Below are 20,585 nucleotides of genomic sequence, written 5' to 3'. Positions count from 1 at the left end.
GTCCACGCCTTTTAGAGGAATCCAATCCAAAACCCGGCTAGGATCGCCCAACCGATCCAGACATGTTGCCGGAACATGGCAAAAGCCGCTTGGGCGGACACGTTGTTTCTGATCGTCCAAGCCTGTTGGCTCACGAATCCACAACAGGCCGCCAGCACGCCGTAGAACACCACGCCGATTCCGGACAGCCATCCGGCCAGCGCCAGGCAGGCCGCCATCGTGCCGAAGCTGATGGCAACGGCCAGCCAGGTATTTTTCCCAAACAGGATGGCGGATGATTTGATTCCGAGACGCTCGTCGTCGGTGCGATCCTGCAGGGCATAGATGGTGTCGTAGGCCACGGCCCAGGCGATGGTGCCCGCAAACAGCAGCCAGGCCTCGGGGGCGAGCGCATTGGCCGCTGCCGCCCACGCCATTACCACGCCCCATCCGAAGGCGATTCCCAGCACGGCCTGCGGGAGTGGAAAAATGCGCTTGGCAAAGGGATACAGGATGGCCAAGAGCAAGGCAACCGGGCTCAATCTCAGTGCCAGCTGGTTGAGCAACAGAAGCAGTCCACTGGCGCACACCAGCAGTACAAGGAGGATGATCGCCGCCTCGGGCAGTGCTAGCGCGCCACTGGCCAGCGGACGGGTTTTGGTCCGCTCCACTTGGCTGTCAAAGCGACGATCGGCTGCGTCGTTCAAAATGACGCCGGCGCTCCGCATTAGGAAGGAGCCGAATGCGAAGAGGGCGATCAACATTGGATCGGGACGGCCATGGGAGGCCAGTATCAACGCCCAGAGGGTAGGTACCATCAGCAGCAGTGTGCCAGTCTGGCTGGGCAGTCGAATCAACTGAGCGATGAGTCGAAGACGGACCGTCACGGCCGTATCCATGCCCCGACCATAGCGGCGGTCGGTGGGCCTGTCAATCCTTCGACCAAGCGCAGGATCGAGGGGTAGGGACTGCCCGCTGATTGTCTTTTCTGGCCGATCCAGTTATATCTGAGCCAGCGCGCAGGCGGACGTCTTGAGAAAAGAGACGATGAAGAAGCAAATAGCTGTCACTGGATTGATGCTGGCTCTTCTGAGCGGGGCTACCGGGTGCGGCTGGTCTCCATTGCGCAGCTCCGGCGATACCCAGGGATACTGGCTGCCGTTGGCTGTTGTTCTGACTGTCGATCGAAGCGTAACGGACGCGACGCTCAGCTACAACGATGCGTGTCAGCAGTTGCGGACGATTGCCTACGGTGAGCAGCTTACCTATGCATTGCTTCGTCAAATTGGGCTGGCATTTGAACGTGTGCGGATTGATCCGGAGCAGCTCAAGGGAAAGACGGACGGCACGGTTTCGGTCACCATAGGATTGCAGAATGTGAGACTTCTGATTCCCCGTCAGGCGGATAAGAGTCATGACGTGACTATTGAGTTGGGAGCGACCGTGACGTTTCAGGATGCTGCCGGAGCGGTGATCTATACAAAAGGCATCAAGACGGAATGGAAGGGAAGCGTCGACTCCTCACGTCAGAATTGCGATGTCCGGGGTCTGGCGGAGATCGTCAACGAAGCGGCCCTGGTGCTCGCGCAGGGTGTGAAGAGTCAACTGGGCACCTCGATCAAAATCCGTGAATATGCCAGCCAGCGGAATGCGGCGAGGCGCTGATAGTCTACGGGCGGCTCTCGTTGACAGGTTGCGCGTATCCTGCGTATGATGGCCGCACTTTACCTGCCGCTACCGTCCTTGTGCATGCCGGCGTAGCTCAGTTGGCAGAGCAGCGGTTTCGTAAACCGCAGGTCGCTGGTTCGATTCCAGTCGCCGGCTCCAGAAAACATGCTGTTTTTTCAACAGGTTCGAGGTTGATAGAACCGCCCCGCTGCCAACTTTACTCCGCTAGTGTAACCGAAAGTGTAACCTTTTCTTGTTCGTAGTAGGTGCAGGGGCCGTGGCTTGACATGTGACGGCCCGAACTGGTAATTGCAATTTAGTTGCATATATGAGGTCCCGTGGAAGCTGCGATCGCGAAGAGTCTCAAGGCTGGCGGGAAGAAGCTGACGAAGGCCAGAAAGGCCATTCTCGCCGTTCTCGAGCGCAATGCATTCCCTGTTACAGTGGCCGAGGTGCACGCGGGTGTGGTTAAGGCCAAAACCAGTGTCGATCTTGTGACGGTTTACCGTAACCTGGCCATGCTCCAAGAGCTTGGTTTGGTGAATCCCGTCGGGTTTCATGAAGGGCAGATGCGGTATGAGGTGGTTCATGGCCGAGCGCACCACCATCATATTCAGTGCCGTAGTTGCGGCAAGATCGTCGATCTGATGCTCTGCCCATTGGAGAAGCTGACAAAGCTCGTAGAAGAACAAACTCGGTTCTCCGTAGATGGACATGCCTTAGAGTTTTTTGGATGGTGCCCCCAATGCCGGTAACGGCCTGCCTCAGGACGGTGAGCCGGTGGGCTCTCGTCGTCGGCTACGTGTTGTTGGTGTTGGCGCTCCAGCCATTGCTGCTGGAACACACCTTCGCGGCCGACACGTCCCGCGAACACTCGGAGTAGGACGTCTGTACCTAGAGTGTGTCTTTCTGCACCTTGTGCGGGGAAGATCGGGTTGATGTCGCGTTCCGCCACTCGGAATCCGACACTCAAGAGGGCGGACGTTCTTCTCTATCCAGAAGAACGGCATCCGATCTTCTCCCAACGAAGGTGCCAAAGTGGTTTCTCAATTCAGTCTTAAGAGGAGGCGCGCATGGCGACTACGGCTGACCTGATGGCTCCGGTGCCGGTGACGGTCTTGACGGGATTTCTGGGAGCCGGAAAGACGACGTTACTCAATCGTATCTTGACGACCGAGCACGGCAAACGTGTGGCGGTCATCGTCAACGAGTTTGGTGAGGTCGGAATCGACAATCAGCTCGTCATCGGGGCAGATGAAGAGATCTTTGAGATGAACAACGGCTGTATTTGCTGCACCGTGCGTGGCGATTTGATCAGGATCATCGGGAATCTTCTCAAGCGAAAAGATCGATTTGACTACATGGTGATTGAGACAACAGGGTTGGCCGATCCTGCGCCGGTTGCACAGACATTCTTCGTCGATGATGAGATGAAGCGGAGGCTGTTGCTCGACGGCATCGTGACCGTCGTCGATTCCAAACATATTTGGGAGCATCTCGACACAAGTCCAGAGGCCAAGGAGCAAATCGCGTTTGCCGATGTCATCTTGTTAAACAAGATCGATCTCGTCCCGTCCGGCGAAGTCGACAAGTTGGAAGCACGTATTCGGGGCATCAATGTGATGGCCAAGATTCACCGGACGAAAGATGCCCGGATCGAGATCGCCCGGTTGCTCAATATCGGCGCATTTGACTTAAGTCGTAAGCTTGAAATCGACCCCAACTTCCTTGGAGAAGAGGCGCACCAGCATGATCCCAATGTGTTTTCCGTGGCCCTCGTTGAGGATGGACTGGTCGATGAGGGGAAAGTGAACGACTGGTTCCGCGAAGTGCTAAGTACGATGGGGACGAAGATCTATCGGATGAAGGGCATTCTCAACGTGAAAGGCCGTGACCATCGGTTTGTGTTCCAGGGCGTGCACATGCTGTTCGACGGGAAGGCGGACCGTGCCTGGAAATCCGGTGAAGTCCGCAATAACCAGCTGGTGTTCATCGGGAAAGACTTGGATCGGGATGCGCTGACGAAGGGGTTCCGATCGTGCCTCGTCTAGCCAAGCGCCAAGCGGCGGTTAGGCTCAGTTCGATCGGGCAAGCCATGCTTGGGGACTATGTCCATCGCGTGGCATTCGCATCCGATGGGGCCAGATTTGCTGCGTGTTCTGCGTCGGGCCAGGTGGTAGTGTGGAAAGCGGCGTCGCTCACCCCTATCTGTGAGCTGAAGGGGCATCAGCCGTCAGCCCTCACGCTGGCCTGGCATCCAACGCGGCAGGATCTGGCGACAGGGGGCCAAGATGGCGTCGTCCGAGTCTGGAATGCGGACACAGGGGCAGAGCGGGCAGCGCTTCCCGTTGGCGGGCAGGGGGCGTGGGTGGAACACCTGGCTTGGTCGCCAGACGGCCAGTCCCTGGCCGCATCGGCAGGAAAAGAGCTTTCTATTTGGAATATTGACCCTGCGTCGACGCCTCAACTCGCCGCAAAAGTTCCAGTGCAAAAGACCACGATTTCAGCCCTGACCTGGATGCCGCGTGGAGGCGGTGTCGTCGCTTCTGCCTACGGCGGGGCCTGGTTGTGGAGGGTCGGCCAGGAGCAGCCGATTCGTTCCTTCCCGTATGACGGAGCGTTACTGACGATTGCCGTAAGTCCAAACGGGGAATATCTGGCCTCGGGCAACCTCGACGGGTCAGTCCATTTGTTCCGAACGGACAGTGAGCAAAACTGGCACATGTCCGGCTACCCCGTGAAGGTCACCTCGGTGCGATTCGACCATCACGGGCTCAACCTGTTCACTGCTTCCGGCCCGTCCTTGGTCTCGTGGGATATGAAGAAGTTCGAAGGGACTGGTGGTCGGCTCTTCAAGGGACATCGAGGATGGATTCAGGAAATTGCCTGCCATCCCACCCGATCGCTTGTGGCGACGGTGGGAGAAGAGGGTTTGCTCTGCATCTGGGAACCGCAGACGCCCAAGCCGCTGCTCAGCCAGGAAGTGAACACGACGTGTGGATTGTCCTGCGTGGCCTGGAGTTCCACCGATGCCTTGTTAGCAACCGGCGCCAGTGACGGTGCGGTGTCGCTCTTTTCCGTGCACGGCATTGAGGATCGGGCATGAACCTGTTCGGTGGGAAACGGACAATCCCGGTGGATCAGACCGATCGAATTAAAGCCTGGGCGCGGGACGTGTTTCAACTGAACGATGAGACGACGGTCCTGGTCACGGAATTGGAGTGTCGTGAGCCAGGCTGTCCGCCAATTGAAACCGTGATCGCCGTTCTTAAAGGACCGGGCGATACGCATCAGTACAAGATCCATAAGACGGCTACGGAGGTCGGGCTATCTGATATTGAAGCGGCGGCCGGCAAGCAGGAGTCACATCATGACCGGCACTGATCAGGCCCGCCGACGCAGCAAGGTGACACCGATCTATGTGATCGCTGGATTTCTGGGGAGCGGAAAAACCACTCTGCTCAAGCGGGTACTGGCCCATGAACTGGACAGGGGGGCAAAACCGGCCGTGCTCATGAACGAGTTTGGGGAAGTCGATGTGGATGGGGCCTTGCTCCATGACCATCCTCGCTCGAACGATATCGAACTCCAGGCACTGCTCAGCGGCTGTATCTGCTGCGATCTGTCGGGAGAGTTCAGCAAAAAAGTGGGACATTTGGTGAAACGGACACAGGGGGCACCGCTCTTTATTGAGACGACGGGGTTGGCGGATACCAGGCAAGTGATTGTGGGAGTTGAGAAGGCGCTGGCCCAGTCAAATGCAAGAACCAGAGGGGCCTTGGCGTCAGTAATCGTCATGGTCGACGGGCCTCGGTTTTTGAAGCTCGGGGCCTACTGGTCTGCAGCCAAAGACCATCTCAAGCAGGCCGATGTGGTGGTATTGAATAAGCTCGATCAAATCAACAGGCACCAGGCTGATCTCGTGGAACGGGGCATCAAGGCCGTCAATTCAACGGCCACAATCGTCCGGGCGGTACATGCCGAGGTTGAGGTGGACCGGCTGTTTGCGGGAGCGGCAATGATGAAGACCCCATCGATTCAACAGGGCACGGTGAAGGATTCAGCGACCGGGTATCAGAGCGGGAGTTTCAAGATTCTTAAACCGTTTGATCCCGTTCGTCTCGAAGCGTGGTTAAAGCGGTTCGAGCGATCCGTGATCCGCATGAAGGGCTTCGTGAAAGTGCACGGCCGAACTGGGTATCAAGAGCTTCAATGGATCATGGGGTCGTTGGCACTGACTCCCTATAGAGGGGTGAGGCAATCACAAGCCAGACTCGTGGTCATCGGACGACGTGCGCCATGGCAACGATTTCTTGAAGGCCTGGAGACCTGTCTGGTGAAGCCGGTCCGCCGGAGGAAACGTCAAACGACACAATGGAGTGGTGCGACAAGGAGGACGTCATGATGCAAGAAGGCGGGAAGTTCAAACTGAAAGAAGGATATCTATGAATGCCAGGGTTCAGGAGCGAGTTTCTGTGGGGGTCGCTGTCTTGACGGTGTCCGACTCGCGGACCGCCGAAACTGATTCGAGTGGGAGTCTGATCGTCGAGCGGCTCACCAAGGCCGGGCACCGGTTGGCGGATCGCAAATTGTGCAAGGACGACCATGAAACCATTCGGGGCATCATCGCCGGTTGGATTGCCGATCCGACAGTGGAGTTTGTTATCGTGACGGGTGGAACTGGCGTGACGCAGCGCGATGTCACGCCGGATGCGGTCCGGTCTCTCTACACCAAGCCGATTCCGGGGTTCGGCGAACTGTTTCGCTGGATGAGTTTCAGCGAGATCGGTACGTCAACGATCCAGTCGAGAGCGGATGCCGGCGTTTGTGGCGATACGATCGTGTTTCTCCTACCCGGCAGCACGGGCGCCTGCCGTCTGGGGATGGAGAAAATCATTCTTCCGCAACTCGATATCACTCACAAGCCATGCAATCTGACGGAGCTCCTGCCTCGGGTCAAACAGGAGCATCCGCCTCATGCCGATGACTGAATCCAGTCGGGTGCCGCTATATGTTCTGGCGGGTCCGCTGGGCGCTGGCAAGACGACGTTGCTGATGCAGCTGCTCGCGTTCTGGTGCGATGCCGGCAAACGAGTCGGCGTGCTAATGAACGAAGCCGGTGCGATCAGTCTGGATGGCGCTCATGCTGGCGGCTCAGCCGCTGCCGTTTGGAACATTACCAAAGGCTGTGTTTGCTGTGATGCCCGTGACGGGATTACCGAGGGCTTGGCCGAGCTTGTTGGGCAACAGCGGGTCGATGTGGTGGTGCTGGAGTGCTCGGGGATTGCTACCATCGAAGACGTCATCGAGGCCGTGACCGACCCCGCTTGTCTCGCGTTCGTGCGGTTAGAGAAAGTGATCGCAGTCATCGAACCGAGCGTTCCACCTGCCGGGCGTCCCATCGGTTGTCGATATACGACGCTGATGCAATATGCAGACGAAGTGATCGTGAACAAGCAAGATCTCTACTCCCCCGTCGAACGGGAACGGTTTCGAACGGCGCTGATTCGTGATGGAGGGCATGCCAGACTGTGGCAGGTGTCGCAGGCTGCTGTGGACCCTGTGGTGGTGCTTCAGCCGCACGCACAGCGGCCTAAACGACGAGTTGGAAATGTGGCGTTTGGATCGACTCCTGCGCATCCGATGGTGACGACGATTCCCCTGACCGGTCCGCTGCATCGAGGTCGATTTGTCGAGTGGTTCGACCATCTTCCGGTTGGTCTTGATCGGGTCAAAGGGGTCTGCCGGTTTTCCGGTGAGCAGGAGCTGTATGAGATTCAGTATGCCTCCCCGGTCACGCGGTGGGTCGGCGTGGTTCGATTTTCGCAGGAACCGGATCCCGCTCTGGTGTTGATCGGTCGAAATTACAATCCCGCGTCCTGTCATCAAACACTCCTGACCTGTCTGATGCCAGCTTGACAGGTCAGGATCGCGCACGAACGGACAGAGAGATCGAGGAGTGCCATGTCTCCTTTAGAATCACGTATCACGAAACAGCAGAACCGCTTTGTACTTGATTGTTCGCTCGACGAACTCAAGCGCATCTACCGAGCAATGTTTGCCCAGTTGCGGGCCGACTCGGAGGCCGATATCGACGAGTCAGACCTGCTCCTTGACCTTCAGGTTGTCCTCCAGCGGGAAGCTCGGGCCGAGGGTGTCGATGTCTCCACCCATAGTGAGTGGTCACGATTCTTGGGAGATTCGTCGATTGCCCCCTGTGAACAGCGATATGCCGATTATCGAGAGAAGAAACGCCTATCATGACGCTTCCTGCCGAATCGTCCTGGGAATTCGTCGTTCTGATGGGGCTGCTTGGGAGCCTGGGGGCGCTGCTGCCTGCTGCCGTCATCTTATTCGTTCCCGACGGCTGGCGGCATCGGGCGATGCCGTATCTGCTGAGTTATGCCACAGGCACGATGTTGGCCACCGCAATCATTGGGCTGATCCCCGAGGCCTTGGAGCATATTCCTAGCTACGAAGTAGGACTGTCGATTCTGGGTGGGCTTGTTCTGTTTTTCGTGCTGGAGTGGACGGTGATCTGGCGACATGCGCACGGGGAGGAACCTGCTGAGGGCCCTCGTGGCACCGGCCAGGCTCATGATCATGCGCCGGTCGGAGGAACGCACACAGGCATGCTGGTGCTGATCGGCGATGCCGTCCACAACACCGCTGACGGCATTGCCATCGGTGCGGCCTGCGTAGCCTCACCGGGACTCGGTCTCGTCACGACGCTCGCGGTGTTGGGCCATGAAGTCCCGCAAGAATTCAGCGATTTCACCATCCTCCTGTCGAGTGGGTTTTCTCGCTGGAAGGCTTTTTTCTGGAACACGCTCTCGGGGCTGGGGACGCTGGTCGGGGCCGTTGCCGCCTATGGCGGCCTCGGCTACGCGGAGGCGATCGTGCCCTATGCCCTCAGCGTGGCAGCCGCAAGTTTTCTCTACATTGGCCTGGCAGACTTGGTCCCTGGTCTGCACGGGCGCATGGGGGCGGCCAAGGGGGTGTTGCAGTTCGCCATGATGATCGCCGGCATGGTGACGATCGCAATGCTGACGATGCTCGCGCATTAACGAAGGAAGTTTGGGGGATGAGCAGGGAAGCACAGTTGGGAGAGCGGGTCATTAATTTACAGGGACGGACTCCATCTCCTGGAGAGCGCCTGACCGTCGAGTTCACCATTCCGGCTGCAAGGTTGGCGGATACACCGCTTACGGCGGATGAACTTTGCCGTGGGCTGGTCGTGGTTTCCACATTGCCGAACATCCAGAAACACGCGTGCCTTGCACAGATCGTGGATCTGGAAGAGCGTGGTCGTGGGCAGTTGCTGGATCTCAAGATTGTCCATGTCTCAGCGGATCATGAGGCGCACTGGCAAGAAGTCGACCGGTTTCATCCGAATGTTCGCGCCGCAGGCTATTCCCTCTGCTGTGCGGATCCGGCGAGTCGAGAGGCCTTTGTGTCGGCGTTTGGAGTCGGCGTGGAGGATCATCAGCGCATCGCGCACGGGCTGTTTGCGCTACGGGATGGTGTGTTTCTAGAAGTCGATATACCGCTCGATCAGATGCGACCAGCAGAGGTAAGCGGGTTTCTAGAACGGCTGAGCGCAAAGCGCGGGACGTCGTTGAGTCAGGCGTCCCGCACCGATAGTGACGAATCGTTCCTACGCGAGTCGTAGGGCCCCATGGTCGTCACAATGCGCGCCATGGGCGAAGTGCAAATGGCCGGCGACCAGATAATCAATATGGTCTCCGTGCGGCACCGCTTGATGTCCGCAGTTCGGGCCATGGCGATGTTCGGACTCATGCCCTTCGCAGCGATGGGTGGGGGTGCATCCCGCCGGGTTTTGCGTGGTGATACCGAGCCGATGTTCATCGACATGGTCGCCGTGCGGATGATGAAGATGTCCGTCATGGAGATAATCGATATGACCGTCATGGAGGACGGCCAGATGCCCACAGTTCGTTCCGTGCTGATGGGCGTGATGCTCATGGATGGGGTGGTCGCTCATCGGAGAACTCCTTTCGTGAGAAGGGCCGAGGCACGTTGATACTAGGCTTGATGGTGGTGGATGGTCAATAGGTTCAATACCGAGGAGCAGCCCTCCTTCCTGATCCTCGCCGGCGGCTGGGTGCTTGACCCGGGCCGCTGGAACGGCAAAGCCGATGTGTGGATCAGAGATGGAGTGATTGATGCGGTGGTCTCGCCGGATGAGGCTCCTCCCCGGGAGGCAGCGCGTCTGGATATCACAGGGTTGCTGGTGTTGCCGGGCCTCGTCGATCTCCATGTCCATCTGCGTGAGCCAGGCTTTGAATATAAGGAAACCATCGCCACCGGGACGGCGGCAGCCGTGGCAGGGGGCTTCACGTCGATCTGCTGTATGCCGAACACGAAGCCGGTGAACGATGAGCCGACAGTGACGCAGTTCATTAAGCGGAAGTCCGGCGAAGCCGATCGTGCCAAGGTCTATCCGATCGGCGCGATTACCAAGGGGGCAGCCGGCCGTGAGTTGACCGATTTTCGAGCCTTGAAAGAGGCGGGCTGTGTCGCGCTGTCGGATGATGGGCGGCCGGTGATGAATGATGAGGTCATGCAACAGGCAATGAAGCAGGCATCGGATGTCGATCTGCCTGTGATTGACCATTGCGAGGATCTGATCCTATCCGGTTGTGGCTGTATGAACGAAGGGCCAGTGTCGCGTGTGTTGGGGGTCCCGGGCATTCCAACCGGCGCAGAGTTTCGAATGATTGCGCGAGACATCAGGCTAACCGAAGAGACGGGTGCACGACTCCATGTCGCACATCTCAGCACGGCGGTCGGGGTAGACCTGGTGCGTCAGGCCAAGGTCAAGGGTTTGCGGGTGACGGCCGAGGTCTGTCCGCATCATTTCACGTTGACCGACGAAGCGGTTCGCGAGCAGGGCGTCAATGCCAAGATGAATCCACCTTTACGGAGTGAGCGGGACCGAGACGCATTACTGGAGGGGCTTGTAGACGGAACCATCGACGCGATTTCGACAGACCATGCCCCTCACGCGGAGTATGAAAAACAATGGGGTATGGAGCGAGCCCCGTTCGGGATCGTGGGACTGGAGACGGCGTTGGCCTTGACGCTGCGGCTTGTCGAGCAGGGTGTCTTGCCTCTGGAGCGTGCCGTGCAGTGTTTGACCAGCAAGCCGGCCGGGTTGTTGGGATTGCCGGGTGGTACATTGGCGCCCGGAGTATCAGCCGACATTGTCGTGGTGGATCGTACGCGCGAATGGGTCGTTGATCCAGAGCAGTTCCTCTCAAAGGGGCGGAATACGCCGTTTGCCGGATGGCCGGTGCGGGGTCGAGTCATAATGACTGTTGTCGGGGGGCGGATTCGACATTGGGAGCCCCGCGCCGCGTGAGCGGGATCCATGCGCACGGTCGCGTTTCTCCACCAGAAGGGCGGCACGGGAAAGACGACCCTGGCGATTGCGACCGCGATGGCATTGGCGGAGCAGGGGGCTCGCGTACTCTTGCTGGATGCGGATGTGCAAGGGACGGCAAGTGAATGGGCGAGCCACTGGGGAGAACAATTCCGTGTCGTGGCCCGTTCGCAGATTCAGCCGATCGTGCACGAGCAAGCATCCAGATTTGCGCCGAGCTTTGAGTGGATGGTCGTCGACGGACCGCCGATGTTGTCCGATATGACAACGAGCATTCTGCGTGCAGCCGACCAGGTGTTCGTACCAGTTCGCCCGTCCTATCCCGACATCTGGGCGTTGGAGGGGGTCGCAGCTTTGCGTGCGACGCTTGGGGATGAAGGGATCAATCCGGCCATGCGGGTGTTATGGAATCAAGTCGTGGAGTGGCCGACATCGGCTATGCGGGCCGCCGTGGAGAGCAAGGGATTCAGAATTTCTCCAGCGGTCATCCGATGGGAAGCGATCTGGTCGAACGTGATGGAAGGGCAACCGCTCACGACTTGGGCAATCGACTGTCTGATGCGAATGGTCAAAGAGCCTTGGGAATGAACCTTCACTCGATTCCACCCACGCGCTGCGAATCGTCCTCGCTCCATCGTACACGGACAACGCTTCGGGCAAGGCGATCGACGGATCAACTGGCCCCGCAGCAATTGATCTGGCCGTTGTTTGTGCAGGAAGGGGTCGGGCAGGTCACGCCGATCGCCTCCATGCCGGGCTGCGCGCGGGTCTCGATCGACCAAGCTATCGAGCAGGTCGCGGAAGCGTCCCGTGCTGGCCTCGCCGGCATCGCGTTGTTTCCGGTGGTACCGAATCACCTCAAGGACCCGCGAGGACAGGAAAGTCGCAACCGGGACGGGTTGATGGCGAGGGCAATCCGCGCCCTGAAGGCCGCGGCGCCAGATCTGCTGATCCTCAGTGATGTGGCGCTCGATCCCTATTCATCGGACGGGCATGACGGAGTGGTGATTGATGGAAAGATCGACAATGATGCGACCCTTCCGTTGTTGGCGGAGATGGCCGTAGTTCAAGCGCAGGCTGGGGCGGATCTTGTGGCTCCCTCAGACATGATGGATGGACGGATTGGGGTGATCCGTGAGGCATTGGATGCGGCAGGCTACTCACAGGTCGGCATCTGCAGTTATGCTGTGAAGTATGCCTCAGCATTCTATGGGCCGTTTCGTGAAGCCCTGGAGAGCGCCCCGCGGGTCGGTGACAAGCGGACCTATCAGATGGATCCCGCGAATCACCGCGAGGCGTTGAAGGAAATCCGGTTGGATGAAGACGAGGGTGCAGATTGGCTGATGGTGAAACCCGGTTTGCCGTATCTGGACATCGTGTCTCTCGTTCGGGGCCATTCAACTCTTCCAGTGGCGGTCTATCACGTGAGTGGGGAGTACGCCATGCTCAAGGCTGCTGCAGCAATTGGCATGTTCAGCTACGAAGAGGCGTTGTTGGAATCACTCAGTGCCATGCACCGCGCTGGCGCCGATCTGATTGTGACGTACGGCGCGCTCGATGCCGGCAGGCTTCTGGCTTCTAGGCTTCCTGTCAGCGACTCGCCGAGGTGAGGTTGGGATGAAGGACGTACACCCGTTGCCGTTTTTCGAACCGGAGGTCGGACTCTACCATGCTGATTGTCCCGATGGGTTCGGAGCGGGATAGGACGCCGATCCATAGAGCCAATGGGGTGTCTTGCATCGGAGATTCTATCCGTGTATGATGCCGCCAGTATTGCAAATGAATTGCATTTAATAATGTGAGGACTCCTGCGGTGCGTTACGAGGTTCGACCTGGGCCCGAGCATTTTTTACCACCGGCTGCGGCCAGCATGGGTGTGCGATTGCCCAATCCAGGCGAAGCGATCGTGCACGGGTATATCGTGCGTGAGGAGCAGGCGATGGAGGAGGCGGCGCGGCGCTTCCTGAGCGCCAAGGTGCCAACGATCTTCCCGGGACCACTGGTGTTGTGGGCTTGGACGCCCACGGCCGAGAAGAAGGCGAAGGCGATTCGTCACCTCTTTACTGTATTGAAGGAGAGTGTGGGGCCCAATCAGAAGCCGATGTTGATTCCAATGCCGGACTATCGACCCAAGTATCCGAAGATCAATCCAGAGGTTGAGATCAACCCGAACCATCCAAACTTGACGATTTGGCACAACCGGATCGATGCGTGTTTGTTTATCGGGGTCCATTGCCATCAAGCGAATCTGACCTTGAAAATTGTGCGGGGCGGGACGAATTGCTACACCATGGCAATGTGCGCGCAGGCTGGGCACGAGGATGCCATGTTATCGTTTCGCGACATCACGCCGGAGCATATTATCCGTCTGGCCGACAAAGTGCGTGAACTGAAGGGGACTGTCCCGGGGCCCGTCGCGGTGCAGTAGGAGTTGAGATGTCCGAGTTTTCACCACCACCGTCCGGGTTCATGGCCTTCCTCCCCAAGGAATACCAACGAGAGTTTTCCCGTGAGTGGATCATCGGCCTATCGCCCTTTTATGACCAGACCTGCGCGCAATGTTTTACAGTCCAGCAGGGACAGTGGGTCGGTGTAGGCGCACAAGAATTCGACGAAAGTGCGCTGAAATGTGAAGCGCGCTATGGATTGGTGTAATCCCGTGCTGAGATCGGTGCAGATAGCATTGCCTCGACGAGTACTCGTCGCTGCCGTGGCAGTGCTCTATGTACTGGTTGCGCTGCCCTTGCCTTATCTCCTCGTCGACCACTACTCGGCTATGCAGGCGGGAGATGCCAGTCACTCCGACATCGATATCCACGCATGGTTGGAATGGGCTGCCAGTTCGGGGCTGTCCGGAGCGGTCCCCGTCCTGCCGTCCGTGCTGGTTCCGTCACATCCTGTCACGATCTCAATGCCGCAGATTTTCTCGATTCTGCTGGCCCTCACCCTTCAGTCTCGCGGTCCACCCGTTCTCGGTTGATCTCTTCGCATCGTGTTGATTCCGTCAGTGCGCGGACTTGTCCGTGTCTGACGTCCTCACGTGTTACGCGTGACGTTTAGGCAAAGAGTCGGTGAGGGACCGGCGGAGCCAATCTCAGTCCAGTCAACTAAGGAGCGATGCATGCCTGAAGAACGACGACGTCGCGTGATCGATGTGATCACGCCCGTGGATTGGAAAAATGTCGAATGGTTGCGGAGATTCATCACAGAGAATGGACGGATCCTCCCTCGTCGCATGACGGGGAATAGTCAGCAGCGGCAGCGAGAAATTGCCCGTGCGATCAAACGTGCGCGGCATATGGCAATGTTGCCGTTCGGTGGGCGATCAGACTACTGAGTAAGCTAGGACGACGAATCCATTGTGTTGAAGTCGGAAGGGAGAGCGTATGGCAAAGTTGAGCAGTCGATTAAGAAACGAGAAACGCAAGCGATTGGTCGCGCAGTATGCTGAGCGGCGCAAGGCGTTGAAAGCGGTGATCAAGGGGCAGGCGAGTACCGAGGAGCAGAAGCAGGAGGCACAGCAGTCGCTACAGAAATTGCCGAGGAATTCGTCGCCCGTCCGGGTGCGCAATCGCTGTGCGATCTCGGGGCGCGTGCGGGGATATGTGGGCCGATTCGACATGTCGCGGATCGACTTTCGCCTGCACGCGCTGAAGGGTGAGATTCCCGGCGTGCGGAAATCAAGCTGGTAGCCGGCGTTCGTGGCTGAGCGCAAGGAGACGTGATGAAACCTGGTATCCATCCGACGGGCTATCGTCCGGTTGTCTTTCACGATGTCGCGATCGGCAAGCGTTGGGTAATGATGTCGACGGTGCAGACCGATCAGACGACGGTTTGGGAAGACGGACGAACCTATCCAATTTACAAAGTCGACACATCGATGTACTCGCATCCGTTGTATACGGGAACGCAGCGCATCATCGATACCGAAGGGCGAGTCGAGAAATTTAATAAGAAATATCGAGGCCGTGGTGCAGCGGGAGGTCGTCGTGGCGATCCCGCTGTCTGAGCCCCCCGCACAAACCGAGTCGGATGGTAGCCGGCTTCCGGTCACTGTCGTTTGCGGGTTTGTCGGAGCCGGGAAGAGCACGATGGTGTGGAAACTCCTCACCGAGCGAGCCTCCGGGCGTGTGGCCCTACTAGTCCATGACCGCAGCGATGCCGGATTGGATGCAGACTTCTGTCGATCGCAAGGAGTGACCATATTCAGCCTTGGTGAAGTCCTGGCCGAGTTGGTTGAGCGGTGCGTCGGCTGTTCCTTGCGCGACAGCTTGACGAGCGCCGTTATGGCGATCGCCGCCATGGAACGGTTTGATCGACTGCTGGTGGAGTGTTCCGGATTGGTCGAGCCGGTCTTCGTTGCCGAAGTCTTCAACGATGCCTGGGAGAACCAAGAGCCGCTGGCATCAAAGGCACGACTCGATCACCTGGTTACGGTGGTTGACAGCCAGACCTTTTGGGGCGATCTGCACACCGTGGACGACTTGCAGGCTCGCGGTGTGAGTTGCGGAACGGATGACGGGCGGACGATTTCTGAACTGGTCGTGGACCAGGTGGAGTATGCGACGGTGCTGGTGCTGTCCAAGACGGAGGGGCTACCGAGCGGAAAGCTGCGGCGGTTACGGCACCTGCTTGAAGCGTTGAACCCGGAAGCCATGATTTTGTTGATGGCGGATGAATCGAATCTGGCAGGACAAATCCTTGGAGCACGGATGCCGGCCTCGATGCCGATCAGTTTTCAGCCCGGCTGGGCCAAGCTCATCCAAGGTGCGCCACTGCCGACGATTTCATCGGTTCACTGGGCGATGGGGGTATTTCGGGCCACGCGCCCCTTCCATCCAGAGCGTTTGTGGGATCTGATCGAATCCGATTGGGTGGGATTGCTTCGGTGCAAAGGGCATTTCTGGGTCGCATCTCAACCGGAGCGGTGTTTTTCCTGGGAGCAGACGGCCGGATCGAGACATTTTGAGTGTATCGGAGATTGGTGGGCGGCCACGCCGCGGGACCAATGGCCCGCCGATCCCGCGTTTGAGGCAGAGCTCAAGCGGCAGTGGTCCGTCGAGTTCGGCGACCGGAGGCAGACGTTCGGCTGGATCGGCTATCACTTGGATGCCGTGGACTGGCGACGACAACTTGAGCGCTGCCTGTTGACACCGGCGGAGGTGCTGGAGGGTGAATCCAGCTGGCGACGATTTGACGATCCCTTCGCCCGCGCGCTCGCCCAGACCGATGCCCACGACGACGGAGATTCGGACAAGGAGGAGACTGATGGCAACTCATGTGACGACAAAGCCCGTTCCTGAGACTGGGAGAGTTGATCAGCGCTTGCCAGTGACAGTTCTGTCGGGGTTTCTTGGCGCAGGGAAGACCACCGTGCTCAACCACGTGCTACACAATCGAGAAGGGTTGCGTGTGGCGGTCATCGTCAACGACATGAGCGAGGTGAATATCGATGCGAAGCTGATCGAGCAAGGAGGGGCCGAATTGAGCCGCACCGACGAGCAGCTGGTCAAGATGAGCAACGGCTGCATCTGCTGCACCTTGCGAGAAGATCTTCTGAAGGAAGTGGCACGGCTGGCAGAGGCGCGGCGGTTCGACTATCTGCTAATCGAGTCGACGGGAATCTCGGAACCGATGCCGGTCGCTGAGACGTTTCAATTTGAGAACGAATCGGGAGGCGGTCTGACTGGCGTCGCGCGACTGGATACGATGGTTACTGTCATCGATGCGGTCAACTTCCTCAAAGACTATCACGAAGCGGAGGATCTCCAAGCCAGAGGGCTCGGCGTCGGCGGCGAGGATGAGCGCACCATCACAGATCTGCTCATCGATCAAGTCGAGTTTGCCGATGTGCTGCTGATCAACAAGGCGGACCTGGTGTCCGAGAGCGAGCTGTGCGAACTGACGGCCATCCTTGCCGCGTTGAACCCTGAAGCGCGGTGTGTCTCGATTCGGCACGGGCAAATTAATCTCAACGTCATCTTGAACACCAGGGCCTTCGATTTTGAGCGGGCCAGCCAGGCTGCAGGCTGGATGAAAACCTTGCGCGGGCACGAACGGTCCGAGGCCGACGAATACGGGATTACCACTATGGTGTACCGGGCTAGGCGTCCGTTTCATCCAGAGCGGCTCTGGTACTGCTTCCAGGAGTCATGGCCTGGCGTCCTCCGGTCGAAGGGGCTGTTCTGGATCGCCACGCGCTCGGATCTCATCGGGCTGTGGTCGCAGGCGGGCGGGACCGGCAACGTACGGTGGGCCGGGCGCTGGTATGCCGCGATGCCTAAGGATGATTGGCCGGAAGAGGAAGAAGAATATCAGCGCCTCCAGGGAGTGTGGGATCCGGAGTACGGCGATCGCAGTCAAGAACTGGTGCTGATTGGTCGACGAATGGATCATGCAGCGCTGACGGCGAAGCTGGACGCTTGTCTGGTGACGGAAGCGGAATGGGCCTCCGGGCGGTCGTCGTGGGAAGGGAAGCCGGACCGCTTTCCGCCAACGGAAACAGTGGTGGAATCGGATGGTCTGTCGACGACGTCGGAGGAGCGGTAGATGCGCACGGACACGGCGCGGTTGCCGGTGACGGTCTTGTCGGGATTTCTTGGAGCAGGAAAAACCACGGTACTTAACCACGTACTGCACAATCGGGAAGGGTTACGCGTAGCGGTGATTGTGAACGACATGAGCGAGGTAAACATTGATGCGCTGCTGGTGGCTGACGGCGGTGCGGCGCTAAGTCGCACGGAAGAGAAGCTAGTGGAAATGAGCAACGGCTGCATCTGTTGCACGTTACGGGAAGACCTGCTGAACGAAGTCGCCCGGCTAGCGGAAGAGGGGCGGTTTGAGTATCTGCTCATCGAGTCAACTGGCATCTCAGAGCCGATGCCGGTAGCGGAGACCTTTACGTTTGAAAACGCGCAGGGGCAGGCGTTGGCCGACCTGTCGCGGCTCGATACCATGGTCACGGTAGTGGACGGCCCGCGGTTTCTCCACGACTATCGAGAAGGCGTGGAGTTGAAAGAGCGTGGCCTGGCGGTGAGCGAGCAGGATGAGCGGACCATCACCGATCTGCTGATCGATCAGGTGGAATTTGCGAACGTGCTCGTTGTGAACAAGACCGACTTGATGGAACCGCAGGCTCTGCAGGAACTGACAACGATTCTCGCAACGTTGAATCCAGACGCGGTGATCCGCTCAGTGCAATATGGGCACGTATCACCAGCAGAGATCCTCAATACGAGACGATTCGAATTCGCCAGAGCCTCGCAGGCGGCTGGGTGGATGAAAACGCTGCGCGAAGGCACGCGTTCGGAATCCCAAGAATACGACATTGCAAGTTTTGTCTATCGGAGTCGTCGCCCATTTCATGCGCAGCGGTTGGCGGACCAGTTGAGCCGACCTTGGCCCGGCGTGTTGCGCGCCAAAGGGTTGGTGTATTTGGCTGGCCGGCTGGAGTTTATCGGGCTGTTGTCGCTGGCTGGGACTGTGTGGCAACTCGGCCCGATGGGGTGGTGGCGGGCCATGATACCGGAAGAGCAGTGGCCCGACTCCGCTGAGGTGAAGGCGCAGCTCAAGGCGATGTGGCATCCCAATTTCGGCGACCGGCGCCAACAGATCGTCATCATCGGTCAGCGGATGGATGAGGCGGCGCTCCGTGCAGACCTTGACGCATGCCTGCTGACCGATACGGAGCTAGCCGAGGGCAAACCCGCTTGGCAGAAATATCCGGATCCGTTTCCGCGTTGGAGCTGAGTCGGAGTGGGTTGAGAACCCAGGCGTTGAGAGGAAGCGGTATGAGTAACAAGGTAAGCGTTATCGTGGTATCAGGTTTTCTCGGTGTCGGGAAGACGACAGTGCTTCGGCGTCTGGTGCGTGAACTGAATCCAACGCGGACGGCGGTCATCACGAACGACCTGAGCGGATTAACTGGCGAGATCGAGATTTTTGGCGGAGAGCACTACCTTCGTGGTGAAGCTCTTGTCGAGTTGACGGCTGCATGTACTCAGTGTTCCTTGCGTCAGCATGTCGCTGAAGCAATCATTCGGCTGACGAGCTTGGGCAAATACGACACCATTCTCATTGAAAGTTCAAGTAGCACGGATCCGCTCCTGATCGCCAATCTCTTCGATGCCGATGAGACCGAGGGGGTCACCGTTTCCGCTGTCGCGCGTTTGGACCACTTGGTGACGGTCGTTGATGCGGAGCGTTTTTGGGAAGACTATGAGTCCGGGACCACGCTCCGTGAGCGGGGGCTCGGCACGGGACCGGATGATGCGCGAACCCTCGCTGAATTACTGGCGGATCAACTGGAATTCAGCACGACGCTCGTGCTGAGCAAGTGCGATCGTGTGACACCGGTCGAGCGGGAGCGTCTTGAGCGGTTTCTTTGGCAGGTCAACCCTGATGCAGGGTGCATGGCGGTGTCTCAGGGAGACCGCGATCCCTTGTTGCTAGAGACTACGCGCTCTCATGAGGGGGCGGCGCTAGAAATCACACCCGGCTGGATGCATGCGTTGAGCGGGACGTCGCTGCCAAAAGGCGATCGTGCAACAGGGACGTTCGTCTATCGAGCGAAACGGCCGTTCCATCCGTTCCGATTTTGGCTGTTAATGCAAGAGGAGTGGCTGGGTGTGCTGCGGTCCAAAGGATATTTCTGGATCGCCTCACAACCGAAGACTTGTTATATGTGGTCGCAGGCTGGCGCCAACTGCCTCTACGAGCGGCTAGGCCGCTGGTGGGTGGCGATTCCGGATCGGCACTGGCCGAATGAAGAGGAGGCACTCGACGAACTGCGCAAGGTGTGGGATCTCGAATTTGGGGATCGCCGGATTGAACTGGCCTTCATGGGCGAGGAGATTGATCGCGTCTACTTGAAACGGCGGCTAGATGCGTGCCTGTTGACCAGAGCGGAGCTTGCCCTGGACGAAGAGCTGTGGCGTGCCTTTCGTGATCCCTTCAAGAAACCGACATGGGAAAAGCGGCACATGCGCGCTGAACGGCACGACTTGTTACCGGAGGAAGAGGGCTGAGCTGATGTTTGATCTCGAAGAGATTCAAGCAGTGGACAAACGGGGTTGTGAGCTCTGCAATCTGCGCGAACACAGTGAAGGCCGTGATGTCGTCACCCGCATTCGAGTTGTGGACGATTTAGAACGGCGCGCGGCGACGGGAGAGATATGGCAACTCTGTCGATGCTGTCAGATTGCCGTGACGCTCTGGGACAGCGGTGGTGTGGCTGATCTCCCGAGCGCATGACGGACAGCCAGGCCAGCGAATCAACGAAAAGGAGGAATGATGGGACGCTATTGTCAGGTGACCGGGAAGAAGCCGGTGTCGGGAAACAACGTGAGTCATGCCAACAACAAGACGAGACGGCGATTTGTGCCGAACCTACAGCGCAAACGCTACTTTTTGACAGAAGAGAATCGCTGGATCACCTTGTCGGTCTCAGCGCACGGGATGAAGATCATCAACAAACGAGGCCTGGCTCCGGTGGTTTCAGAAATGCGGGCGGCCGGAGAAAAGATTTAGCAAG

General features: G+C 58.4%; 27 protein-coding genes, 1 tRNA gene and 1 pseudogene. 27 read left to right on the top strand and 2 right to left on the bottom strand.

Annotated features, from left to right (window positions below):
* Positions 1 to 11 precede the first annotated feature (11 nt).
* Positions 12 to 878: a 4-hydroxybenzoate octaprenyltransferase gene (locus FJ248_01045; GenBank protein ID MBM4119473.1), complete on the bottom strand. Its 867-nt coding sequence runs from the start codon at positions 876 to 878 to the stop codon at positions 12 to 14.
* Positions 879 to 1,026: 148 nt separating this feature from the next.
* On the opposite strand from FJ248_01045, the gene FJ248_01040 reads away from it, so the two are divergent.
* From FJ248_01040 to FJ248_00985, 12 genes and pseudogenes are all read left to right on the top strand, one after another.
* Complete coding sequence (locus tag FJ248_01040; protein ID MBM4119472.1) at positions 1,027 to 1,644, top strand: hypothetical protein; 618 nt, start codon at positions 1,027 to 1,029, stop codon at positions 1,642 to 1,644.
* 86 nt (positions 1,645 to 1,730) lie between these two features.
* Positions 1,731 to 1,806 (top strand) — tRNA-Thr (locus FJ248_01035).
* A gap of 179 nt (positions 1,807 to 1,985) precedes the next feature.
* The gene (locus FJ248_01030) at positions 1,986 to 2,402 is read left to right on the top strand and encodes a transcriptional repressor (GenBank protein ID MBM4119471.1); all 417 of its coding nucleotides are present in this window, start codon (positions 1,986 to 1,988) and stop codon (positions 2,400 to 2,402) included.
* Positions 2,403 to 2,741: 339 nt separating this feature from the next.
* Complete coding sequence (locus FJ248_01025; GenBank protein MBM4119470.1) at positions 2,742 to 3,698, top strand: GTP-binding protein; 957 nt, start codon at positions 2,742 to 2,744, stop codon at positions 3,696 to 3,698.
* Complete coding sequence (locus tag FJ248_01020) at positions 3,686 to 4,753, top strand: hypothetical protein (protein ID MBM4119469.1); 1,068 nt, start codon at positions 3,686 to 3,688, stop codon at positions 4,751 to 4,753. Before FJ248_01025 ends, FJ248_01020 begins: the two co-directional genes overlap by 13 nt.
* Entirely contained in the window at positions 4,750 to 5,031 is a 282-nt protein-coding gene (locus FJ248_01015) for a hypothetical protein (GenBank protein MBM4119468.1), read from the top strand. Before FJ248_01020 ends, FJ248_01015 begins: the two co-directional genes overlap by 4 nt.
* Positions 5,018 to 6,052, top strand: a complete 1,035-nt coding sequence (locus tag FJ248_01010) for a GTP-binding protein (GenBank protein MBM4119467.1) — start codon at positions 5,018 to 5,020, stop codon at positions 6,050 to 6,052. The genes FJ248_01015 and FJ248_01010 overlap by 14 nt, the downstream gene beginning before the upstream one ends.
* A 40-nt stretch (positions 6,053 to 6,092) precedes the next feature.
* Positions 6,093 to 6,638 carry a molybdenum cofactor biosynthesis protein B gene (moaB, locus tag FJ248_01005; GenBank protein MBM4119466.1) on the top strand — a complete coding sequence of 182 codons (546 nt, stop codon included), beginning with the start codon at positions 6,093 to 6,095 and terminating at the stop codon, positions 6,636 to 6,638.
* On the top strand, positions 6,625 to 7,566 hold the full coding sequence (locus FJ248_01000) for a hypothetical protein (GenBank protein ID MBM4119465.1): 942 nt from the start codon (positions 6,625 to 6,627) through the stop codon (positions 7,564 to 7,566). Before moaB ends, FJ248_01000 begins: the two co-directional genes overlap by 14 nt.
* Positions 7,567 to 7,611: 45 nt before the next feature.
* Positions 7,612 to 7,848, top strand: a pseudogene (locus FJ248_00995) (hypothetical protein).
* Between the two features lie 101 nt (positions 7,849 to 7,949).
* Positions 7,950 to 8,714, top strand: coding sequence for a ZIP family metal transporter (locus tag FJ248_00990; GenBank protein MBM4119464.1), 765 nt, complete (start codon positions 7,950 to 7,952; stop codon positions 8,712 to 8,714).
* 17 nt (positions 8,715 to 8,731) lie between these two features.
* The gene (locus FJ248_00985) at positions 8,732 to 9,319 is read left to right on the top strand and encodes a hypothetical protein (GenBank protein MBM4119463.1); all 588 of its coding nucleotides are present in this window, start codon (positions 8,732 to 8,734) and stop codon (positions 9,317 to 9,319) included.
* On the opposite strand, the gene FJ248_00980 is transcribed toward FJ248_00985, so the two are convergent.
* Entirely contained in the window at positions 9,305 to 9,652 is a 348-nt protein-coding gene (locus FJ248_00980; protein ID MBM4119462.1) for a hypothetical protein, read from the bottom strand. The genes FJ248_00985 and FJ248_00980 overlap by 15 nt on opposite strands.
* A gap of 60 nt (positions 9,653 to 9,712) precedes the next feature.
* Here FJ248_00980 and FJ248_00975 point away from each other — a divergent pair, with 60 nt between their 5' ends.
* From FJ248_00975 to rpmB, 15 genes are all read left to right on the top strand, one after another.
* Entirely contained in the window at positions 9,713 to 11,032 is a 1,320-nt protein-coding gene (locus tag FJ248_00975) for a dihydroorotase (GenBank protein MBM4119461.1), read from the top strand.
* Positions 11,033 to 11,041: 9 nt separating this feature from the next.
* Positions 11,042 to 11,641, top strand: coding sequence for a ParA family protein (locus FJ248_00970; protein ID MBM4119460.1), 600 nt, complete (start codon positions 11,042 to 11,044; stop codon positions 11,639 to 11,641).
* Complete coding sequence (gene hemB, locus FJ248_00965) at positions 11,638 to 12,663, top strand: porphobilinogen synthase (protein MBM4119459.1); 1,026 nt, start codon at positions 11,638 to 11,640, stop codon at positions 12,661 to 12,663. Before FJ248_00970 ends, hemB begins: the two co-directional genes overlap by 4 nt.
* Before the next feature lie 260 nt (positions 12,664 to 12,923).
* Complete coding sequence (locus FJ248_00960) at positions 12,924 to 13,481, top strand: carbon monoxide dehydrogenase (protein MBM4119458.1); 558 nt, start codon at positions 12,924 to 12,926, stop codon at positions 13,479 to 13,481.
* A gap of 8 nt (positions 13,482 to 13,489) precedes the next feature.
* Positions 13,490 to 13,708: a hypothetical protein gene (locus tag FJ248_00955; GenBank protein ID MBM4119457.1), complete on the top strand. Its 219-nt coding sequence runs from the start codon at positions 13,490 to 13,492 to the stop codon at positions 13,706 to 13,708.
* A gap of 28 nt (positions 13,709 to 13,736) precedes the next feature.
* Positions 13,737 to 14,033 (top strand): hypothetical protein, encoded by a 297-nt coding sequence (locus FJ248_00950; protein MBM4119456.1) that lies wholly within the window; start codon positions 13,737 to 13,739, stop codon positions 14,031 to 14,033.
* Between the two features lie 141 nt (positions 14,034 to 14,174).
* Positions 14,175 to 14,390: a 30S ribosomal protein S18 gene (gene rpsR / locus FJ248_00945; protein ID MBM4119455.1), complete on the top strand. Its 216-nt coding sequence runs from the start codon at positions 14,175 to 14,177 to the stop codon at positions 14,388 to 14,390.
* 49 nt (positions 14,391 to 14,439) lie between these two features.
* Complete coding sequence (gene rpsN / locus FJ248_00940) at positions 14,440 to 14,745, top strand: 30S ribosomal protein S14 (protein ID MBM4119454.1); 306 nt, start codon at positions 14,440 to 14,442, stop codon at positions 14,743 to 14,745.
* 32 nt (positions 14,746 to 14,777) lie between these two features.
* Positions 14,778 to 15,062 carry a type B 50S ribosomal protein L31 gene (locus FJ248_00935; GenBank protein MBM4119453.1) on the top strand — a complete coding sequence of 95 codons (285 nt, stop codon included), beginning with the start codon at positions 14,778 to 14,780 and terminating at the stop codon, positions 15,060 to 15,062.
* An 82-nt stretch (positions 15,063 to 15,144) separates the two neighbouring features.
* Positions 15,145 to 16,356, top strand: a complete 1,212-nt coding sequence (locus tag FJ248_00930; GenBank protein MBM4119452.1) for a GTP-binding protein — start codon at positions 15,145 to 15,147, stop codon at positions 16,354 to 16,356.
* Positions 16,322 to 17,602: a GTP-binding protein gene (locus FJ248_00925; protein MBM4119451.1), complete on the top strand. Its 1,281-nt coding sequence runs from the start codon at positions 16,322 to 16,324 to the stop codon at positions 17,600 to 17,602. Before FJ248_00930 ends, FJ248_00925 begins: the two co-directional genes overlap by 35 nt.
* On the top strand, positions 17,603 to 18,802 hold the full coding sequence (locus tag FJ248_00920) for a GTP-binding protein (GenBank protein MBM4119450.1): 1,200 nt from the start codon (positions 17,603 to 17,605) through the stop codon (positions 18,800 to 18,802).
* Positions 18,721 to 20,079, top strand: coding sequence for a GTP-binding protein (locus FJ248_00915; GenBank protein MBM4119449.1), 1,359 nt, complete (start codon positions 18,721 to 18,723; stop codon positions 20,077 to 20,079). The genes FJ248_00920 and FJ248_00915 overlap by 82 nt, the downstream gene beginning before the upstream one ends.
* 4 nt (positions 20,080 to 20,083) lie before the next feature.
* Complete coding sequence (locus FJ248_00910; GenBank protein MBM4119448.1) at positions 20,084 to 20,305, top strand: hypothetical protein; 222 nt, start codon at positions 20,084 to 20,086, stop codon at positions 20,303 to 20,305.
* Between the two features lie 39 nt (positions 20,306 to 20,344).
* On the top strand, positions 20,345 to 20,581 hold the full coding sequence (rpmB, locus tag FJ248_00905; protein MBM4119447.1) for a 50S ribosomal protein L28: 237 nt from the start codon (positions 20,345 to 20,347) through the stop codon (positions 20,579 to 20,581).
* The last annotated feature ends 4 nt before the right edge of the window (positions 20,582 to 20,585 follow it).

Origin of the sequence: Nitrospira sp., assembly GCA_016873435.1 — a bacterium.
Lineage (GTDB): Bacteria > Nitrospirota > Nitrospiria > Nitrospirales > Nitrospiraceae > VGXF01.
The sequence above is the reverse complement of the archived record's forward strand: the minus strand, read 5'-3'. Positions and strand labels throughout refer to the sequence as shown.

Excerpts from the sequence above, each read along its gene's own strand:
- FJ248_01045 (MBM4119473.1), bottom strand. The coding sequence starts at position 878 with ATGGATACGGCCGTGACGGTCCGTCTTCGACTCATCGCTCAGTTGATT.
- FJ248_01040 (MBM4119472.1), top strand. The coding sequence starts at position 1,027 with ATGAAGAAGCAAATAGCTGTCACTGGATTGATGCTGGCTCTTCTGAGC.
- FJ248_01025 (MBM4119470.1), top strand. The coding sequence starts at position 2,742 with ATGGCTCCGGTGCCGGTGACGGTCTTGACGGGATTTCTGGGAGCCGGA.
- FJ248_01015 (MBM4119468.1), top strand. The coding sequence starts at position 4,750 with ATGAACCTGTTCGGTGGGAAACGGACAATCCCGGTGGATCAGACCGAT.
- FJ248_01010 (MBM4119467.1), top strand. The coding sequence starts at position 5,018 with ATGACCGGCACTGATCAGGCCCGCCGACGCAGCAAGGTGACACCGATC.
- moaB (MBM4119466.1), top strand. The coding sequence starts at position 6,093 with ATGAATGCCAGGGTTCAGGAGCGAGTTTCTGTGGGGGTCGCTGTCTTG.
- FJ248_01000 (MBM4119465.1), top strand. The coding sequence starts at position 6,625 with ATGCCGATGACTGAATCCAGTCGGGTGCCGCTATATGTTCTGGCGGGT.
- FJ248_00990 (MBM4119464.1), top strand. The coding sequence starts at position 7,950 with ATGGGGCTGCTTGGGAGCCTGGGGGCGCTGCTGCCTGCTGCCGTCATC.
- FJ248_00985 (MBM4119463.1), top strand. The coding sequence starts at position 8,732 with ATGAGCAGGGAAGCACAGTTGGGAGAGCGGGTCATTAATTTACAGGGA.
- FJ248_00980 (MBM4119462.1), bottom strand. The coding sequence starts at position 9,652 with ATGAGCGACCACCCCATCCATGAGCATCACGCCCATCAGCACGGAACG.
- FJ248_00975 (MBM4119461.1), top strand. The coding sequence starts at position 9,713 with ATGGTCAATAGGTTCAATACCGAGGAGCAGCCCTCCTTCCTGATCCTC.
- FJ248_00970 (MBM4119460.1), top strand. The coding sequence starts at position 11,042 with ATGCGCACGGTCGCGTTTCTCCACCAGAAGGGCGGCACGGGAAAGACG.
- hemB (MBM4119459.1), top strand. The coding sequence starts at position 11,638 with ATGAACCTTCACTCGATTCCACCCACGCGCTGCGAATCGTCCTCGCTC.
- FJ248_00960 (MBM4119458.1), top strand. The coding sequence starts at position 12,924 with ATGGGTGTGCGATTGCCCAATCCAGGCGAAGCGATCGTGCACGGGTAT.
- FJ248_00955 (MBM4119457.1), top strand. The coding sequence starts at position 13,490 with ATGTCCGAGTTTTCACCACCACCGTCCGGGTTCATGGCCTTCCTCCCC.
- rpsR (MBM4119455.1), top strand. The coding sequence starts at position 14,175 with ATGCCTGAAGAACGACGACGTCGCGTGATCGATGTGATCACGCCCGTG.
- rpsN (MBM4119454.1), top strand. The coding sequence starts at position 14,440 with ATGGCAAAGTTGAGCAGTCGATTAAGAAACGAGAAACGCAAGCGATTG.
- FJ248_00935 (MBM4119453.1), top strand. The coding sequence starts at position 14,778 with ATGAAACCTGGTATCCATCCGACGGGCTATCGTCCGGTTGTCTTTCAC.
- FJ248_00930 (MBM4119452.1), top strand. The coding sequence starts at position 15,145 with ATGGTGTGGAAACTCCTCACCGAGCGAGCCTCCGGGCGTGTGGCCCTA.
- FJ248_00925 (MBM4119451.1), top strand. The coding sequence starts at position 16,322 with ATGGCAACTCATGTGACGACAAAGCCCGTTCCTGAGACTGGGAGAGTT.
- FJ248_00920 (MBM4119450.1), top strand. The coding sequence starts at position 17,603 with ATGCGCACGGACACGGCGCGGTTGCCGGTGACGGTCTTGTCGGGATTT.
- FJ248_00915 (MBM4119449.1), top strand. The coding sequence starts at position 18,721 with ATGCCTGCTGACCGATACGGAGCTAGCCGAGGGCAAACCCGCTTGGCA.
- FJ248_00910 (MBM4119448.1), top strand. The coding sequence starts at position 20,084 with ATGTTTGATCTCGAAGAGATTCAAGCAGTGGACAAACGGGGTTGTGAG.
- rpmB (MBM4119447.1), top strand. The coding sequence starts at position 20,345 with ATGGGACGCTATTGTCAGGTGACCGGGAAGAAGCCGGTGTCGGGAAAC.